Raw genomic sequence first — 16,606 nt, 5'->3', positions numbered from 1 at the left:
CGAAATAAGACGATGCTAGAACAATAACTTAGGGCCTCGCTCCGATTTTTGGGGGCGATGCCGTTACGCTGCCCGCACGGTCCGGAGGAAGTGGTCGACTTCCGCCGTCAGATGATCCGATTGCTGCAACAGGGCCGAGGCCGAGGACAGCACCTGGGAGGCCGCCGCCCCGGTCTCCTCCGCCGAACCGGCCACCCCGGTGATGTTCGTGGTCACCTCCGAGGTGCCGGCGGCCGCCTCCGTCACGTTGCGCACGATCTCCTGCGTCGCCGCGCCCTGCTCCTCGACGGCCGAGGCGATCGCGATCGCGACGGCGTTGATCTCCCGGATCCGGGCGGTGATGCTGCCGATCGCGCCGACCGCCTGACCGGTCGAGGCCTGGATCTGGGCGATCTGGCCACCGATCTCCTCGGTCGCCTTGGCCGTCTGGTCGGCGAGCAGCTTCACCTCGGCGGCCACGACGGCGAAGCCGCGTCCGGCCTCGCCGGCGCGCGCCGCCTCGATGGTCGCGTTCAGCGCCAGAAGGTTCGTCTGGGCCGCGATGCTGGAGATCAGCCCGATCACGTCGCCGATCCGAGAAACCACCGCCGAGAGATTCTGGATCAGGTGCCCGGTCTGGTTCGCCTCGCCGACCGCGGCATCCGCCAGGGCCGCCGATCCCTGGACCTGACGGGCGATCTCCTGAACGCTGGCGCCAAGTTCCTCCGCCGCCACGGCGACCGTGCCGACATTGGCCGCGGCCTGCTCGGCGGCGGCGGCGACGGAGGTCGATTGTCCCGCCGTGCGCCCCGCGGTCGTCGTCATGGCCGTGGCGGTCGCCTGCAGCTGGGCGGCCGAGGAGGAGACCGCCCCGATGATGCCGCCGACGGCGCGCTCGAAGCCGTCGGCCAGGGTTCTCGTGGCCTGGCGCCGCTGCTCCTCCGCCGAGCGGCGGGCCTGGGCCGTCTCCTCTTCGAGGGCGCGGGTGTGGATCAGGTTCGCCCGGAACACCTCGACCGCATCGGCCATCGCGCCGATCTCGCTGCGCTCGCCCGCATGCGGCGCCGGCAGGCTGGTGTCACCGGCCGAGAGCCGGCCCATCATGCCGGCGATCCGCCGAACCGGCTTGGAGATCGTGGCGATGCACATCCAGGCGATGAGCAGGCTGGTCAGGGCGGCGAGCGTCAGCGCGACGATGATGCCGATGCGGGCGCTTTCCCCCTCGCGGGTCGCCAGGAGCGCACTCGCCGCGCCCTCACGCTCGTTGAACTGGAGTTCCGCCTTCAGAGCCGCCCGTGCCGCGTTGAGTGCGGGCAGCATCCCGTCGAGCAGGTAATCCGTCGCGCTCTTCACGTCGCCCCGGTGCAGGCGCTGAAGGAACTCCTCTCCCATGTCGGAATAGGCCGGGACCGTGCTCCTGACCGTATCCCAGACCTTGCGCTCCTCCGCGGTGACGAACGGTTCGATGGCCTCAAGGCCCTTGCCGATATCGGTGATCGTCGACCGGAGACGCTCGAGGGATTTCGGCCGGCGATCCTCGCTCGACATGAGATAGGCCAGTTGCCGGCTGCGCAGCGTCTCGAAATCGGTGGCGAGGGCGCCCAGGAGGCGCGTCGACGGCAGGACGTTCCCGGCCAGGACATCGGTAGCGCGGCTGAGGGTGCTGAGCTTCCAATAGGAAATCCCGCCAAGCCCGCCGATGAGGGCCAGGAGCATCAGCAGGGCGCCGATGAGGCGCGCTCGGATGGAAAGGTTTCTCAGCACGGTGATCCGCCCATAAATCCAGACGGACCATGCTTATGTTACATGCGTAAAGCAAAGATTGCGGTCATCCGGCTGGGTTGGGCCTAGCCGTTTCGCCGTTTCTGTTCACCAGATCTCTTCGTCCGGCTCGATGAGCTGAAGTGGCAGGATCGAGTGAATTCTCTATGTCGACTTTTGCGCAATCGATGGAAAGTTCATGAGCATCGTCGACAGCGATCAAGAACATCGCGCCGAACGGTGACTGCCGGCTTTCGCAAGACCACAATGCACGAGAGACTTGGTGCAGATCGGTGCTCATAGCTTCGGCGGCGATGCCGCGCCTGCCCCGGTCACGTCCCTTCGAGCACGAGCTGGCGCCGGCCCGGCCGATGCCCTTCCGATCCGGTCTCGCGGAAACCGAGTTTGTGCAGCAGGCCCCAGGAGGCGACGTTGCCGGGGCGGCACTCGGCCACGACGACCCGGCGCGGGAAGCGGCGGCGCAGGCAATCGATGGTCGCCGAGACGGCCTCGGCCCCGAAGCCGCGCCCGCGGGCGCGGCCCGCGATCCAGTACCCGATCTCGACCGCCCCCTCCCCCCGCAGATGGGCGCCGACAACCCCGATGAGCGGGGCGGCCTCCTCGCGGCTCCAGGCCCCCAGGAAGCGGTCACGCCCGTGCCGGCCCGACGCGATCAGCGCCTCGGCATCCGCTAGGGTGAAGGGCGTGGCGAGGAAGTCGACCGCGCCGGTGATCGCCGGATCGTCGGTGAGCCTGTGCAGCGCCGGCGCATTCTCCGGCCCGAGCGGCGCGATCGCCAAGCGCGCGGTCTCGAGGCTAGGCAGGCCGATCAGGCTGTCATGGCGGGCGCGACGGAAGAACATGGCCGGGGATGTGGGGGCGCGCGTGACAATGTGAACGTGCCGATGCTGCCGGTTAATCCCGGCTGTCTGAGAAAAATCTCGGCTCGAAAAAATCCCGCCGCTCCCGCATGGGTGGTGTGCGGGCCGGCTGCGCGAACCATCGCGGGGGGCGCCGGTTGCCCCGCTAGGAGTTTGTGATGACCGAAACCCGTGACGGCACAAGGTACGAGCCCCAGGCGCCGCTCTCCGTGGCGGCGCGCAGCGCCTGCCCGCGCTGCGGCCGGGGGCACCTGTTCAAGGGGTTCCTGAACATCGCCCCGCGCTGCGACGTCTGCGGGCTCGACTTCTCCTTCGCCGACCCCGCCGACGGCCCGGCCTTTTTCGTGATGATGACGACCGCGATCCCGGCGGTCGCCTTCGGCCTGTGGCTGGAGCTGACCTACGACCCGCCGCTCTGGCTTCACTTCGTCCTGACGCTTCCGGTGGTGCTGATCACCTGCACCCTCCCCTTGCGCTTCTTCAAGGGATGGCTGGTGGCGAGCCAGTACGTGCACCGGGCCGAGGAGGGACGGCTCGCGCGGCCGGCCGCGGCCTCCGCACCGGCCGCGAACCCAGACTCGCCCGGGCCGCGCTGACCCCGGCGGGACCGGTCGGAATCGAAAAGCCCGCCCCGAGCGATCGGGGCGGGCTTCGTCATGCGGGCATCGGTCCGAGCGTCAGTGCGCGACGGGTGCGAGGCCGGCCGGCGGGTGGATCACCATCTCGGTGAACGGGTAGACGTAGGCCTGGAGCATCACGAGGCCGCCGACGAGGCAGGCCAGCACGATCGAGTGCCAGAACACGAAGCGCAGGATCTTGCTCTCCTGGCCGAAATAGCCGGTGGCGGTGGAGGCCACGACGATCGACTGGGCGTCGATCATCTTGCCCATCACGCCGCCCGACGAGTTCGCCGAGGCCATCAGGATGCCGGACAGGCCGAGCTGCTCGGAGGTGATCCGCTGCAGGCCGCCGAACAGCACGTTGGAGGCGGTGTCCGAGCCCGTCAGCGCGACGCCGAGCCAGCCGAGCAGGGTGCCGAAGAACGGGTAGAGGATGCCCGTGCCGGCAAAGGCCAGACCCAGCGTAGCGTCGACGCCGGCGTAGCGAGTGAGCACGCCGAGCGCGAGCATCGCCGCGATGGTGATGAGCGAGTAGCGCAGCACCCAGATCGTCTCGAAATAGGCGGTGACGAGACGCACCGGCGAGAAGCGCATGATCAGGCCGGAGATGATCGCGGCGAACAGCACGCCCGTGCCGGTGTAGGACATGTAGGTGAAGTTGAAGATCGCGGCCTCGGCCTTCGGCGCGGCCTCGACCGGCGGCACCTTCATGATCATGTTGTGCAGGCCCGGCACCTCGTATTTCCACGAGAAGATCGGGTTGACGATGCCCTTGAACCAGCCGGTGCCCCAGATCGCGACGATGATCGAGAGGATGATCCACGGCACCCAGGCCATCAGGATCTCCTGCGAGGAGGCGGTGCGGCCGCCGACATGCACCTTCGGCAGGTCGCCGGGGACGCCCGCGCCCAGCGAGGCGGGACGCGGCTCGCCGTAGCCGATCGACGGGTCATGGCCGCGCAGGGCCGGCGAGGTCCAGACCTGGGACGGGCGCCACACCTTCAGGAAGGCGACCAGCGCCGCCATCGAAACCAGCGAGGCGCCGATATCGACGATCCAGGGGTTGATGTAGTTCGAGATCAGGAACTGCGCGGCGGCAAACGAGATGCCGCAGACCGCGATCGGCGGCCACACCGCCATCATGCCGCGGAAGCCCGCGAACACCCAGATCAGCCAGAACGGCACGATCACCGAGAAGAACGGCAACTGGCGGCCGATCATCGCGCCGAGCACGTAGGGGTCGTAGCCCGTCACCGAGGCGAGCCCCTGCACCGGAGCGCCGAGCGCGCCGTAGGCCACGGGGGCGGTGTTGGCGATGAGCGACAGGCCGGAGGCAGCCAGCGGCGAGAAGCCGAGACCGATCAGGATGGCGCCGGTGACGGCGACCGGGGTGCCGAAGCCGCCCGCGCCCTCGAAGAAGGCGCCGAAGGCGAAGGCCACCAGCAGGAGCTGGATGCGCCGGTCCTCGGTGATGCCGGCCACCGATTGCTGGAGGATGGCGAACCAGCCCTTCTCCACCGTCAGGCGGTAGAGGAAGATCACGTTGAGGATGATCCAGCCGATCGGGAACATGCCCGTGACCATGCCCAGGATCGTGGCGCGCACGGCGAGGTCCGTCGGCATGCCGAAGGCGACCACGGCGACGAGGAAGGCAACGACGAGGGCAAGAACGGCGGCGATATGGACCTTGATCTTGCCGCTGGCGATCATGCCGAGCAGGGCGATGACAGGCAGCGACGCGACAAAGGTCGAGAGCCACTGGCTCCCGAATGGATCGTAGACCTGATTCCAGGGTGTCACGGGCTTGGCCCTCCTCCCAAATCCCGATCTTCCGCCGGGACCTTCTGGCACAGGGTGCTAGCAGAGCCGCCAAGCCCGCTCAACGTACGTGATCATGTATTCAATCCGCGTCCCGAGCGATGTTTTGCGGGTGACGCTTTTTTGGCACCGCGACGACACGACGCGCGCAAGACGAGACCACCCGCCTTTTCGTGCCGATGCGGGCGATTGTTCGAGCGCGGTGAGGAACTGGGCGGGACACCACCAGTTCCCGCTGGACGCCCCCGGGCGATCCCCGAACGCACCGAGAGGAATATCCTCCCATGTTCATGCGCGTCGACAAGCTACAGGCCGAGCTTCCCGCCCCCAAACGCAGGGATCCGAACGCGGCCGCCGCGCTGCAGGAACTGCTCGGCGGCAAGTACGGCGAGATGTCCACGCTCGGGAACTACATGTTCCAGAGCTTCAACTTCCGCAGCAAGGACAAGCTCAAGCCCTTCTACAGCCTGGTGGCCAGCATCACGGCAGAGGAACTCGGCCATGTCGAGCTCGTGAGCAACGGCGTGGCCATGCTCAACAACGGGCCCGACAACGACGGTGATACGACGGATGGCGGCGATATCTCGGGCGCGCCGTTCGAGGACATGAAGGACATCCGGCTGGCCGCGGCCTTCCTTTCGAATGGCGGCGGCGCGGCGCCGATCAACAGCAACGGCGCCTCGTGGAACAACGACTTCATCACCTCGACGGGCAACGTCGTCGTCGATCTGTTGCACAACTTCCACCTCGAATGCGGCGCGCGGCTGCACAAGCTGCGGGTCTACGAGACCCTGTCCGACCCGACCGGCCGCGAGGTTTGCGGCTACCTGCTGGTGCGCGGCTCGGTCCACGCCCACGCCTACGCGCTGGCGCTCAAGCAGATCACCGGCGTCGATCTCGACAAGTTCCTGCCGACGCCGAACATCAACCTCGACAAGATCCCCGAGTGCCAGAAATACCTGCAGGAGGGCTCGCACCGCCGCCTCTACACCTGGAGCCCGAACGATTACCGCGACATCGCCGGGATCTGGAACAGCGGCGAGCACGCCCTGCCCGGCGATCCGCCGGGTGAACTGGAGGTCGTGGAAGGCATGCCCGATGGCGGCAAGATCCACCAGCTCACCGGTATTCCGTCAGCCTTCGCCCCGGACTACGCGCCGGAGGAGATGTTCGAGATCGCGCAGAAGCTGACGAAGAAGGCGCGCTGAGTCAGCCACATTGGGCTCCTCCCCGGATGGGGAGGAGCCATTTTTGCCTTTGGAAAGCGCCTACCGCCCCATGCGCGCCGCCCGCCACAGCCGCCACAGGCGGCGCCAGCGGGCGATCTCGATCACGCTGTTGAGCGGATCGTAGCCGGGCCGCTCCATCGCCGCGAGATATGGCTCGACCAGGGCCGTCGGCAGGAAGGCGGGCCGGGCCGCCGGGGCGATGGTGGCGCGGGCCGCCTCGCAGGCGGCGAGATGACGCCGCGCCAGTGCCCGCAACTCGGCGCAGGTGCGCACCAATCCCGGTCCGCCACGGCCCGAGACGATGTCCTCGCGGGTGACGCCGTTCTGGCGCAGCAGGTCTCCGGGCAGGTAGATCTGCCCCTGGCGCGCGTGCCAGGGCAGGGCCCGCAGCAGGCCGGTGATGCCGTAGGCGACGCCGGCATGCCCGGCCGCCGCCGCGCCGCCGGGTTCGGCGCCTTCCGCGAGCACGAGGCCGGAAAGGCGGATCAGCGCGGAGGCGGTCTCGCCGCAGTAGCCCTCCAGATCATTCACCCGCGGCATCGGGTCGTCGTAGAGGTCGAAGACGCGGGCATCGATCAGGTCGACGAAGGGCTGGCGCCCGAGGCGGCGCGTGACGATGGCGTCCTCCAGCGCCGCCGCGACGGGGTTCGCCCGCACATCGCCCCGCGCCTCGCCCTGGAGTGCGTCGCGCCACCATTGCAGGCGGATCTCGCCGGCCATCGGGTTCGAGGCCGCCTCGCGGATGCGGGCGATGGTGAGGCTGAAGGCGGCCAGCGCGAACAGGTGCGGGCGAAAGGCGGCGGGCGCGAACAGGGCCGCGAAGTAGCGGTCCGGGTCGCCCTCGCGCACCAACTCCTCGCAGTGCCGGAAGGCGAAGGCGAGCCCGTCATGGCCGGCCTCCGGGTTCGTCTCGGTTCTGGTCTCGGGGCGCGTCATGGAGCGGGGCTCATGCGGCGTTCGACAGTCAGGTGACGGCGATCAGCGCGGCCGCGACCTTGCGGTTCTCGGCCATCAGGATGTTGTAGGTGCGTGCCGCCGCTCCCGTCTGCATGGTGTCGAGGCCGATGCCTGCGGCCTTGAGGCGCTGGCGCAGGGAATCGGGCAGGAAAACGATGTCGGCGCCGGTGCCGATCAGCAGCAGCTCGATCCCCTCGGCCTCGGCGAGGATGGGGGCGAGGCTCGCACCATCGATGGCGCCGGGCTCGCTCACATCCCAGGCGCGCACGCCCGAGGGCAGCAGCAGGATCGAGCCGCGATGCGACATCTGCCCGAAGCGGAAGCCGCCATTGCCGTAGGCGTCGATGCCGTGGCGGCCGGGCAGGAAGCCGTCGTGGATCTGACCCGGGACCCGTCCCTCACTCACGCCGCGTCTCCCCTCATCCCGTATCGGACGATGTCGGACGCCCGGTCACCGACCGCTTTTCGTCGGCTGCGACGGTGCCGCGGGCGCCTTGCAGCAGACACTTACTCGGCCGCCTGCGGCAGGCCCGCCTGCTGCGACGCCTTCGAGCCCGACAGGCGCAGGCCGATATAGATCAGCGCCGGCGTCGAGACGAAGATCGCCGAATAGGTGCAGATCACCACGCCGCAGAGCATCACCACGGCGAAGCCGTTGATTGCCTCGCCGCCGAACAGCACCAGCGCCACCAGCGAAAGGGTGGTGGAGAGCGAGGTCATCACCGTGCGCGACATGGTGGAGTTGATCGAGAGGTTGAGCAGCTCGACCACGGGAATGGTCTTGTAGCGGCGCATCAGCTCGCGGGTCCGGTCGAACACGACCACGGTCTCGTTGAGCGAGTAGCCGACGATGGTGAGGATCGCCGCGATCGAGGTCATGTTGAACTCGATGCGGGTGATGATGAACACGCCCACCGTCAGCACGATATCGTGCAGGGTGCCGACGATGGCACCCAGCGCCAGCTCCCGCTCGAAGCGGAACCACAGGTAGACCAGCACGGCGAGCACCGAGAGCACGACGCCGATCGTGCCGGACTGCACCAGCTCGCCCGAGACGCGCGGACCGACCGTCTCGGTGCGGCGGAAATCGTAGCCGGCGTCGAAGGCGGCGTGCGCCTTCTGCATCACCGCGGTCTGGCCCTGCTCGCCGGCCTGAAGGGGAAAGCGCACCAGCACCTGCCCCTGGCCGCCGAGTTCCTGAACCTCGGTCTCGCCGAAGCCGAAGCCGTTGGCGGTGTGGCGGATCTCGGCGACGTCCGCCGTATGGCCGGGCTTGGCCTGAAGCTCGACCAGGGTGCCGCCCTTGAAGTCGATGCCGTAGTTGAGCCCGACGGTGATGAACAGCACGAGCGTCACGACCGACATCACCGCCGAGAGCGGGAAGGTGACGCGCCGGAACCGCATGAAGTCGAAATGCGATTCGTCGGGCCAGAGGCGGAGCAGGCGCATGGTCGGTCTCAGATCATGAAGGCCGGCGCGCGGCGCCTTGAGCCTTACGAAGCGGTATCGCGGCCCACGCGGTGCGGGCCGCCTCAGGTCCCCGAGCGGGGTTCGATCAGAACGGCAGGGCCTTGGGCCGGAGCCAATTGTACCACACCGCGATCATCATGCGCGTCAGCGTCACGGCGGTGATGACGGTGGTGAGGATGCCGAGGATGAACACCACGGCAAAACCCTTCACCGGGCCGGAGCCCATGAAGAACAGCAGCAGGGCGGCAATCGCCATGGTCGAGTTCGAGTCGATGATGGTGGCGAACGCCCGATCGAAGCCGGCCTGGAGCGCCGAGACCAGGGAGCGGCCGGACCGGGCCTCCTCGCGCATGCGCTCGTAGATCAGCACGTTGGAGTCGACCGCCGTACCGATGGTGAGCACGATGCCGGCGATGCCGGGCAGCGTCATCGTCGCCTCCAGCACCGACATCAGGCCGAGGATCAGGCCCACGTGGACGATGAGGGCGATGTTGGCGATGAAGCCGAAGGTGCCGTAGGTCGCGAACATGAAGGCGATGACGAGCCCGGCGGCGACCAGGGTCGCCATCTTGCCAGCCTCGATCGAGTCGCGTCCGAGACCGGGGCCGACGACGCGGCGCTCGACCACGGTGAGCTTGGCCGGCAGCGCGCCCGCCCGCAGCAGCACCGAGAGGTCGTTGGCGTCCTTGACGGTGAAGTTGCCGGTGATCTGGCCCGACCCGCCGGTGATCGCTGAGCGGATCACGGGGGCCGACTGGATCACCCCGTCGAGCACGATCGCCATCCGCCGTCCGACATTCTCCGAGGTTGCCTGACCGAAGCGTTGCGCCCCACGCAGGTTGAACTTGAAGCTCACCATCGGCTCGTGGGTCTGCGGGTCGAAGGCAGGCTGAGCGTCGGTGAGATCGCTGCCGTCGGCCATGACGCGGCGCTCGACCGGCACCTTGGCGCCGCCCTCATCCTTCGAGGGCAGCATGTCGACGTCGCCCGAGGGCGAATCGGCCAGCATGCGGAATTCGAGCTTGGCGGTCTTGCCGAGCTGGTCCTCCAGCTCCTGCGGGTTCTGCAGGCCCGGCACCTGGACGAGGATGCGGTCGGCGCCCTGCTGCTGGATCGACGGCTCCTTGGTGCCACCGAAATCGATGCGCTTGCGCACGACCTCGATCGCCTGGCTGACCGCGCGCCGGGTGCGGTCGTTGATGCCGGCATCCGTCAGGACGAGCTGGATCGTGCCGTTCTCGGCCTCGTTGACCGAGAGCGTCTGACCGCCGGCGGCCAGCGGATTGTTGATCGGCTGGGCGAGTTCGCGCAGCTTCGGCAATACCTTGGCGCGGGCCGCCGCATCGGGGATGCGCAGTTCGACGCCGCGGTTGATCACGCGGATGCCGCCCTCGGGCGAGACGGAGGCCTCGCGCAGGATGCGGCGTACGTCGTCGCGCAGGCCCGTGACCATCGAGCGGACGAGGTCGGGCTGGTCGATCTCGAGCAGGATCTGCGAGCCGCCCTGGAGGTCCAGGCCGAGCACGATCGCCCGCTGCGGGATGATCCAGCTCGGGAACCACGATGGCAGGGAGGCCATGAAGGCCTTGCGGCTGTCGGCCGGGATGAAGCTGGGCACCGCCAGACTCAGGCCGATCAGGATGACGGCGAGCGTCGCGACGATCTTGGTTTTCGAGAAGCGCAGCATCCGCCCGGTTCCGACTTGTCTGTCATGGGTGCCGGCCATTCCGGCCGGCACACGCCTGTGGCGCTCAGGAGGCCTTGACCGGGGCACCCTTGACGCGGACCTCGGAGATCATCGTGCGCACCACCTTCACGCGCACGTTTGGGGCGATCTCGACTTCGATCTCGGAGGCGTCATCCGCGACCTTGGTGACCCGGCCAACAAGGCCGCCCGTGGTCACGATGGTGTCCTCGCGGCGGACGTTCTTCACCATGTTCTGGTGATCCTTGAGCCGGCGCTGCTGCGGGCGCAGGATCAGGAAGTACATGATCACGAAGATCAGGACGAAGGGGACGAATTGCAACGCGACGTCCGCGCCGCTTCCGGCACCGGTTCCTTGCGCGAAGGCGGGGGTGATCAACGCCGAACACTCCTGATCGAGGGCAAGGGCTCGTGAGGCCCGGCGACGCCGGAGCCTTGCGACGACGAGCCTGCCGAAAAGCGCGCGGACTATAGCGAGGGGCGATTCGAAAGCAACGGCGGGGCGATGCATCCGGGCTGCTCCCCCCGAGGTTCCCCTTTCGTCCGCCCTCGGCCTAAAAGGCGCCACCTCGGCGAAGGCCGCCGCCCTCCCCCGCAACCGGACCCGTTTAAACATGGCCGCAGAGCCGACCCCCGCCGACCTTCTTCCGCTCCTGGAGCGGATCGCCGCAGCCCTGGAGCGCGCCGCGCCCCCCGCCGTCCCGAAGGTGGACACGCGTGCCGCCGACGCCTTCCTGTGGGGGCCGGAGCGCCGGCTGATCCCGGTGCCGCGGGTCAACCGGGTCGAGATCGGCATCCTCACCGGCATCGACCGCGCCCGCGACACCCTGGTCGAGAACACCGAGCGCTTCGCCCGGGGCTTGCCGGCCAACAACGCCCTGCTCTGGGGCGCGCGCGGCATGGGCAAGTCCTCGCTGGTCAAGGCGGCGCATGCCGAGATCAACGCCCGCCGGCCGGAAGGCGCGCTGCCGATGAAGCTCGTGGAAATCCACCGCGAGGACATCGAGGCCCTGCCCGAGCTGATGAGCCTGCTGCGCAACGACCCGCACCGCTGGCTCGTCTTCTGCGACGACCTCTCGTTCGATGCCGACGACACCTCGTACAAGTCGCTCAAGACCGCGCTCGACGGCGGCATCGAGGGGCGGCCCGGCAACGTGCTGTTCTACGCCACCTCGAACCGGCGCCACCTGCTCGCCCGCGAGATGGTCGAGAACGAGCGCTCCACGGCGATCAATCCGGGCGAGGCGGTGGAGGAGAAGGTCTCGCTCTCGGACCGCTTCGGCCTCTGGCTCGGCTTCCACAAATGCAGCCAGGACGAATATCTGGCGATGATTTCCGCCTACGTGGAGCGCTACGGGCTCCAGGTCGAGCCGGACCGGGTGCGGGCCGAGGCGCTGGAATGGGCCACCACCCGCGGCTCGCGCTCGGGGCGCACGGCGTTCCAGTTCATCCAGGATCTGGCGGGGCGGTTGGGCCAGCGGCTCGACGGGTAACGTTGTGGCTGGATGATCGAAGCCGCTTCGCCGTCATCGCGAGCGCATGCGAAGCGATCCAGCACCGCGCCCTTTTCGGAAGAGGTCGCGCACTGGATTGCTTCGACTTCGCCTCGCAATGACGGAAATCGAAATGATCAAACGAAAACGGCGGCCCCTCGCGGAGCCGCCGTTGTTGTTTAACGTCAGTCGAAAGCCTCAGCCGCCCAGATGGGGCATCGGATCGACCGGGGTCGCGCCCTTGCGCAGCTCGAAGTGGAGCTGGGGCGAGGTGACGTTGCCGGTGGCACCCGACTTGGCGATGGTCTGGCCGCGCTTCACCTTCTCGCCGGGGCGCACGTCGAGCTCGCCGTTATGGGCATAGGCCGAGACGTAGCCGTTGTTATGCCGCACCAGAACCAGCTTGCCGTAGCCCTTCACGTCGGAGCCGGCATAGGCCACGGTGCCGTCCTCGGCCGCCTTGACCGGAGTGCCCTCGGGCACGGCGATGTTGATGCCCTCGTTGCCGCCCGAGCCGTAGCCGTTGATGATGCGGCCCTTGGCCGGCCAGCGGAACGACTCGGCCGGAGCCTGCGGGGCCGCCGACGGGATCGGGGCCGAGGCGTCGGCGCTGGCAACCTTCACCGGGGCGGCGGGGGGCGTCTCCTTCGCAGGCGCCTTGGCGGCTTCCTTGGCCGCTTCCTTGCTCTCCTTGGCCGCGGCCTTGGCGGCCGCTTCCGCGGCGCGGGCCTCGGCGAGCTTCTTGGCGGCGTCCGCCTTGGCCTGCTTGGCCTCGGCCTCGGCCTTGCGGGCGGCCTCCGCCTTGGCGGCTTCCTTGGCGGCGTCCTTCGGATCGACCTTCGTCTCGGCCTTGGCGACCTTCTCTGTCGCCTTCTGGCCCGGATGCTTGGTGGCCTCGGCGGCCTTCTTCGCCTCGGCGGCCTTGTCGGCGGCGAGCTTCTTCGACTGCGCTGCCTTCTCCGCGGCTTTGGCTTCCGCCGCCTTGGCCTCGGCGATCTTGGCGGCGGCGGCCTGCCGCTCGGCCTCGCGGCGGGCATCGAGCGCCTTCGCGGCAGCGGCTTCGGCGGCGCGCTTCTCCGCAGCCTTATCGGCGGCCTTGTCTGCAGGCTTGCCGAACTGGAGCTTGGGCTGCGGCGCCGGGGCGGAGGCGCGCGGCGTCATCGCGCGGCCCGCATCCGGGTTCAGGCCGGACACGCTGCTCGCCATCCCGCCCGAGATCGGCTCGGCCGTCGCCACGCGGGTCGCGGTCTTGACCGGGGCGGCGCTGATCGCGCCGGGGCGCGGCGACAGGGCCGGGCCGGGGGCGGGCAGCGCCTGGGACTGGATACGCGGCGTGCGGATCGCCGGAGCGGCCGCCATCTCGCCGTTCGCGCCCTCGTCCGGCAGGCTGCCGGTGGCCGAGGGCTCGCCCGTCAGCGAGGAGAAGGGGTTGGTGAAGGGATCGCCGAGGCGCGAGGCGTCCGACGAGCAGGCGGCGGTGCCGCCGCCGATCATTCCGATAAGGGCGAAGCGCGACAGCGTCCTCAAGCCCAGAACTTTCCCCCGAACCCGCATCGACGCACCCGCTTGAACACTGACGCAACGTGATGCGCTATTCAAACGGGATTCAGGTTAAGCAACCGTTCCCGAGATCCTCACACGGATCGATTTCGCGCCTGATCCGTAAAGGTTGAGGAATTCTCGCGCCGGTGCCGATCCCGTCTTCGACGCGTGCGGCCCACCCCGCCGACGCGGTCCGGGCTACGGCGCGAGTGCCCGCCCCGAGGTGAGGGGCCCAAGGCGCAGGGCCGGTCCTTCCTTCCGCGCGAACGCCGCCGCGCCGTCGCGGGTCAGGGTTACGAGCCGGCTCCCCCGCCCGGTCCAGAACCCCGCCACCAGTCGGCCGCCGGATTTGAGCGCGGCGGGAAGGTGCGGCGGCAGCGCGGCGAGGCTGCCGTTGAGGAGGATGCGGTCGTAGCTCCCGCCGCGCACCACCTCCGGCGCGAGCCCGTCGGCGGCCTCGACACTCGCCGCGTCGAAGTCGCGCCCGAGATGGGCCCGCGCGGCGCGGGCGAGCCCCTCGTAGCGCTCCAGGCTCCGCACATGGGCCGCGCCGAGCTGAACCAGCAGCGCGGTGACGTAGCCGGTGCCCGTCCCGACCTCCAGCACCCGGGCGCCGGGGGCGACGTCGAGGGCGCCGAGCAGGGCGGCGACCACGCTCGGCGCGGTCATGGTCTGTCCGGAGGCGAGCGGCAGGGCGATGTCCCGCCGCGCATGGGCGCGCAGGGCCGGCGGGGCGAAGCGCTCCCGCGGCACCCGCTCCATCGCCCGCAGCACGGTGGTGTCGCGCACGCCCCGCTCGCGCAGGGCCAGCACGAAGGCGGCGTTGCCGGTCGCCTCCGCCAGCGCCTCGGGACCGTCGGCCTCAGGCGGCATGGGGCTCCAAACTGCCGCCAGATCGACCGCCGCCGCTCACGTCCGGAACGCCGCGGCGAAGCGGGTCAGTTCCGGCTCGTCGGTGAGGTCGAGCCGCAGCGGCGTCACCGAGATGCGGTTCTCGGCGATCGCCTTGAGGTCGGTGCCGTTGCCCGGCTCGAACCGCGCCTTGGCGAAGGCGAGCCAGAAATAGGGGTTGCCGCGCCCGTCGTGGCGGGCGTCGATCTGCAGGAGCGCCTGATTGCGCTGGCCCTGCGCCGAGACCGCCACGCCCTGCACCTGATCCGGCTCGCAATCGGGAAAGTTCACGTTGACGAGGATGCCGGGCTCGATCCCGATTTCCAGGATCTTGCGGATCACCCCTGCCCCGTGCGCGGCGGCGCAGGACCATTTCAGGTTGGCCCGTCCGCCCGCGCCGTAGGCTTGGCTCAGCGCGATCGCGCGGATGCCGAGGATCGTGCCCTCCATCGCGCCGGCGATGGTGCCGGAATAGGTCACGTCCTCAGCCACGTTCTGGCCGCGGTTGACCCCCGACAGAACCAGATCCGGCCGGTGATCCTTGAGGATATGCGACACCCCCATGATCACGCAGTCGGAGGGCGTGCCCTTCACCGCGAAGCGCTTGTCCGAGACCTGCCGCAGCCGCAGCGGATCATTGAGCGAGAGCGAGTGCGAGACGCCCGACTGGTCGTATTCGGGCGCGACCACCCAGACGTCGTCGCTGAGTTCGCGGGCGATCCCCTCCAGCGTCTCCAGTCCCGGCGCGTGGATGCCGTCGTCGTTGGTGACCAGGATGCGCATCAGGTGTTCGGTCCCTCGATCCGGTTCAGGCCGCCCATGTAGGGCTGGAGCACCGACGGGATCGTGACGCTGCCGTCGGGGTTTTGGTAGTTCTCCATCACGGCGATCAGCGCGCGGCCGACCGCGACGCCGGAGCCGTTGAGCGTGTGGACGAAGTTGACCGCCCTGCCCTCCTTGGCCCGGTAGCGCGCATTCATCCGCCGCGCCTGGAACTCGCCGCAGACCGAGCAGGACGAGATTTCCCGGTAGGTCTGCTGGCCCGGCACCCAGACCTCGATGTCGTAGGTCTTCTGGCTCGCAAAGCCCATGTCGCCGGTGCAGAGCGTCATGACGCGGTAGCTGAGATCGAGCTTCTTCAGCACGGCCTCGGCGCAGGCGAGCATCCGCTCGTGCTCCTCGGCCGATTGCTCAGGCGCGGTGATCGAGACCAGCTCGACCTTGTTGAACTGGTGCTGGCGCAGCATGCCGCGGGTGTCGCGCCCCGCCGCCCCGGCCTCGGCGCGGAAGCAGGGAGTGAGCGCGGTGAAGCGGAGCGGCAACTCGTCCTCGGACAGGATGCTTTCGCGCACGAGGTTGGTCAGCGGGACCTCGGCCGTGGGGATCAGCCAGAAGCCGTCGCCCGCCGCGAACTGATCGTCGCGGAATTTCGGCAGTTGCGCGGTGCCGAACATCGCTTCGTCGCGCACGAGGACCGGCGGCACCACCTCGGTGTAGCCATGCTCGCTCGTGTGCAGGTCGAGCATGAATTGGCCGAGCGCCCGCTCCAGTCGGGCGAGGTGCCCTTTGAGCACCACGAAGCGCGAGCCGGAGAGTTTCGCGGCCGCCTCGAAATCCATCAGGCCGGTGGCCTCGCCGAGCTCGAAATGCTGGCGGCCTTCCGTCAGGCGCTCGCGGGACGAATCGAAGCGGCGGTACTCGACATTGCCGTGCTCGTCGGCGCCGGGGGGCACGTCCGCCTTCGGCCGGTTTGGGATCGCGGCGAGGCGCGCGTCGAGGGCCTTTTCAGCCTCTCCCTGCGCCGCCTCCAGAGCCGGTGCCTCCTCTTTCAGGCGGGCGACCTCGGCCATCAGTTCGGCGGCGCGGGCCTCGTCCTTCGCCTTCTTAGCGGCACCGATCTCCTTGGACAGCGCGTTGCGCCGCTCCTGGGCCGCCTGCGCCGCCGAGACGGCGCCCTTGCGCGCATCGTCGAGGGCGATCAGCTCGACGCTCAGGGGCGAGAGGCCGCGGCGCTCCAAGTCGCGGTCGAAGGCCTCCGGGTTCTCGCGGATGGCGCGGATGTCGTGCATTTCGGGGCTCTTGAGGTCTTGTGCGCGCGAGGGCTCCGCTTTGCCGCATCGCCCCCCGCATCACAAGAGTGGGCACGCCAGCACGCACCGGGTCGGGGACATCGGATCCGAGCTAGCAGGGGCGCAAGGCACCGGATTTCCGATAAAAAGAGCCGGGAGAGAGTGGCAAGGACCACTGCGCATGATCCCGC

15 protein-coding genes are annotated in these 16,606 nt (G+C 69.0%); 3 read left to right on the top strand and 12 right to left on the bottom strand.

All coding sequences use genetic code 11. The features are described 5' to 3' along the window. Positions 1-63: 63 nt before the first annotated feature. Positions 64-1,743, bottom strand: coding sequence for a methyl-accepting chemotaxis protein (locus MFF24_RS17605; protein ID WP_283214519.1), 1,680 nt, complete (start codon positions 1,741-1,743; stop codon positions 64-66). 329 nt (positions 1,744-2,072) lie between these two features. Further along, positions 2,073-2,603 carry a GNAT family N-acetyltransferase gene (locus MFF24_RS17600; protein ID WP_238226003.1) on the bottom strand — a complete coding sequence of 177 codons (531 nt, stop codon included), beginning with the start codon at positions 2,601-2,603 and terminating at the stop codon, positions 2,073-2,075. A 176-nt stretch (positions 2,604-2,779) separates the two neighbouring features. Between MFF24_RS17600 and MFF24_RS17595 the strand changes: the two genes are divergently transcribed. Next, positions 2,780-3,217, top strand: a complete 438-nt coding sequence (locus tag MFF24_RS17595; RefSeq protein ID WP_238226001.1) for a DUF983 domain-containing protein — start codon at positions 2,780-2,782, stop codon at positions 3,215-3,217. Between the two features lie 81 nt (positions 3,218-3,298). On the opposite strand, the gene MFF24_RS17590 is transcribed toward MFF24_RS17595, so the two are convergent. After that, positions 3,299-5,041 carry an L-lactate permease gene (locus MFF24_RS17590; protein ID WP_108941926.1) on the bottom strand — a complete coding sequence of 581 codons (1,743 nt, stop codon included), beginning with the start codon at positions 5,039-5,041 and terminating at the stop codon, positions 3,299-3,301. Between the two features lie 302 nt (positions 5,042-5,343). Here MFF24_RS17590 and MFF24_RS17585 point away from each other — a divergent pair, with 302 nt between their 5' ends. Beyond that, positions 5,344-6,267, top strand: coding sequence for a manganese catalase family protein (locus tag MFF24_RS17585; protein WP_133089695.1), 924 nt, complete (start codon positions 5,344-5,346; stop codon positions 6,265-6,267). Positions 6,268-6,327: 60 nt separating this feature from the next. Here MFF24_RS17585 and MFF24_RS17580 read toward each other — a convergent pair whose 3' ends face one another. From MFF24_RS17580 to yajC, 5 genes are all read right to left on the bottom strand, one after another. Further along, positions 6,328-7,224 carry a phytoene/squalene synthase family protein gene (locus MFF24_RS17580; protein WP_133089694.1) on the bottom strand — a complete coding sequence of 299 codons (897 nt, stop codon included), beginning with the start codon at positions 7,222-7,224 and terminating at the stop codon, positions 6,328-6,330. 28 nt (positions 7,225-7,252) lie between these two features. Continuing rightward, on the bottom strand, positions 7,253-7,651 hold the full coding sequence (locus tag MFF24_RS17575; RefSeq protein ID WP_238226000.1) for an Mth938-like domain-containing protein: 399 nt from the start codon (positions 7,649-7,651) through the stop codon (positions 7,253-7,255). 101 nt (positions 7,652-7,752) lie between these two features. After that, positions 7,753-8,694 (bottom strand): protein translocase subunit SecF, encoded by a 942-nt coding sequence (secF, locus tag MFF24_RS17570; protein WP_108941930.1) that lies wholly within the window; start codon positions 8,692-8,694, stop codon positions 7,753-7,755. A 106-nt stretch (positions 8,695-8,800) separates the two neighbouring features. Next, a complete protein-coding gene (secD, locus tag MFF24_RS17565; protein ID WP_108941931.1) occupies positions 8,801-10,402 on the bottom strand; it encodes a protein translocase subunit SecD in 1,602 nt (533 codons plus the stop codon). 64 nt (positions 10,403-10,466) lie between these two features. Further along, the gene (yajC, locus tag MFF24_RS17560; protein WP_108941932.1) at positions 10,467-10,799 is read right to left on the bottom strand and encodes a preprotein translocase subunit YajC; all 333 of its coding nucleotides are present in this window, start codon (positions 10,797-10,799) and stop codon (positions 10,467-10,469) included. 235 nt (positions 10,800-11,034) lie between these two features. On the opposite strand from yajC, the gene MFF24_RS17555 reads away from it, so the two are divergent. After that, complete coding sequence (locus MFF24_RS17555; protein WP_238225998.1) at positions 11,035-11,913, top strand: ATP-binding protein; 879 nt, start codon at positions 11,035-11,037, stop codon at positions 11,911-11,913. A 198-nt stretch (positions 11,914-12,111) separates the two neighbouring features. Here MFF24_RS17555 and MFF24_RS17550 read toward each other — a convergent pair whose 3' ends face one another. The 4 genes from MFF24_RS17550 to serS form a co-directional block, all read right to left on the bottom strand. Then, the gene (locus tag MFF24_RS17550; RefSeq protein ID WP_238225996.1) at positions 12,112-13,467 is read right to left on the bottom strand and encodes a murein hydrolase activator EnvC family protein; all 1,356 of its coding nucleotides are present in this window, start codon (positions 13,465-13,467) and stop codon (positions 12,112-12,114) included. Between the two features lie 186 nt (positions 13,468-13,653). Further along, positions 13,654-14,328 carry a protein-L-isoaspartate O-methyltransferase family protein gene (locus tag MFF24_RS17545; RefSeq protein ID WP_133089689.1) on the bottom strand — a complete coding sequence of 225 codons (675 nt, stop codon included), beginning with the start codon at positions 14,326-14,328 and terminating at the stop codon, positions 13,654-13,656. A gap of 36 nt (positions 14,329-14,364) precedes the next feature. Next, entirely contained in the window at positions 14,365-15,129 is a 765-nt protein-coding gene (gene surE / locus MFF24_RS17540; protein ID WP_231344303.1) for a 5'/3'-nucleotidase SurE, read from the bottom strand. After that, positions 15,129-16,415, bottom strand: a complete 1,287-nt coding sequence (serS, locus tag MFF24_RS17535) for a serine--tRNA ligase (protein WP_238225994.1) — start codon at positions 16,413-16,415, stop codon at positions 15,129-15,131. Before serS ends, surE begins: the two co-directional genes overlap by 1 nt. Between the last annotated feature and the right edge of the window lie 191 nt (positions 16,416-16,606).

This window comes from Methylorubrum aminovorans, from assembly GCF_022179725.1.
Taxonomy (GTDB): Bacteria; Pseudomonadota; Alphaproteobacteria; order Rhizobiales; family Beijerinckiaceae; genus Methylobacterium; species Methylobacterium aminovorans.
The sequence above is the reverse complement of the archived record's forward strand: the minus strand, read 5'-3'. Positions and strand labels throughout refer to the sequence as shown.

Excerpts from the sequence above, each read along its gene's own strand:
- serS (WP_238225994.1), bottom strand. The coding sequence starts at position 16,415 with ATGCACGACATCCGCGCCATCCGCGAGAACCCGGAGGCCTTCGACCGC.
- MFF24_RS17580 (WP_133089694.1), bottom strand. The coding sequence starts at position 7,224 with ATGACGCGCCCCGAGACCAGAACCGAGACGAACCCGGAGGCCGGCCAT.
- MFF24_RS17595 (WP_238226001.1), top strand. The coding sequence starts at position 2,780 with ATGACCGAAACCCGTGACGGCACAAGGTACGAGCCCCAGGCGCCGCTC.
- MFF24_RS17550 (WP_238225996.1), bottom strand. The coding sequence starts at position 13,467 with ATGCGGGTTCGGGGGAAAGTTCTGGGCTTGAGGACGCTGTCGCGCTTC.
- secF (WP_108941930.1), bottom strand. The coding sequence starts at position 8,694 with ATGCGCCTGCTCCGCCTCTGGCCCGACGAATCGCATTTCGACTTCATG.
- MFF24_RS17555 (WP_238225998.1), top strand. The coding sequence starts at position 11,035 with ATGGCCGCAGAGCCGACCCCCGCCGACCTTCTTCCGCTCCTGGAGCGG.
- secD (WP_108941931.1), bottom strand. The coding sequence starts at position 10,402 with ATGCTGCGCTTCTCGAAAACCAAGATCGTCGCGACGCTCGCCGTCATC.
- MFF24_RS17600 (WP_238226003.1), bottom strand. The coding sequence starts at position 2,603 with ATGTTCTTCCGTCGCGCCCGCCATGACAGCCTGATCGGCCTGCCTAGC.
- MFF24_RS17585 (WP_133089695.1), top strand. The coding sequence starts at position 5,344 with ATGTTCATGCGCGTCGACAAGCTACAGGCCGAGCTTCCCGCCCCCAAA.
- MFF24_RS17545 (WP_133089689.1), bottom strand. The coding sequence starts at position 14,328 with ATGCCGCCTGAGGCCGACGGTCCCGAGGCGCTGGCGGAGGCGACCGGC.
- surE (WP_231344303.1), bottom strand. The coding sequence starts at position 15,129 with ATGCGCATCCTGGTCACCAACGACGACGGCATCCACGCGCCGGGACTG.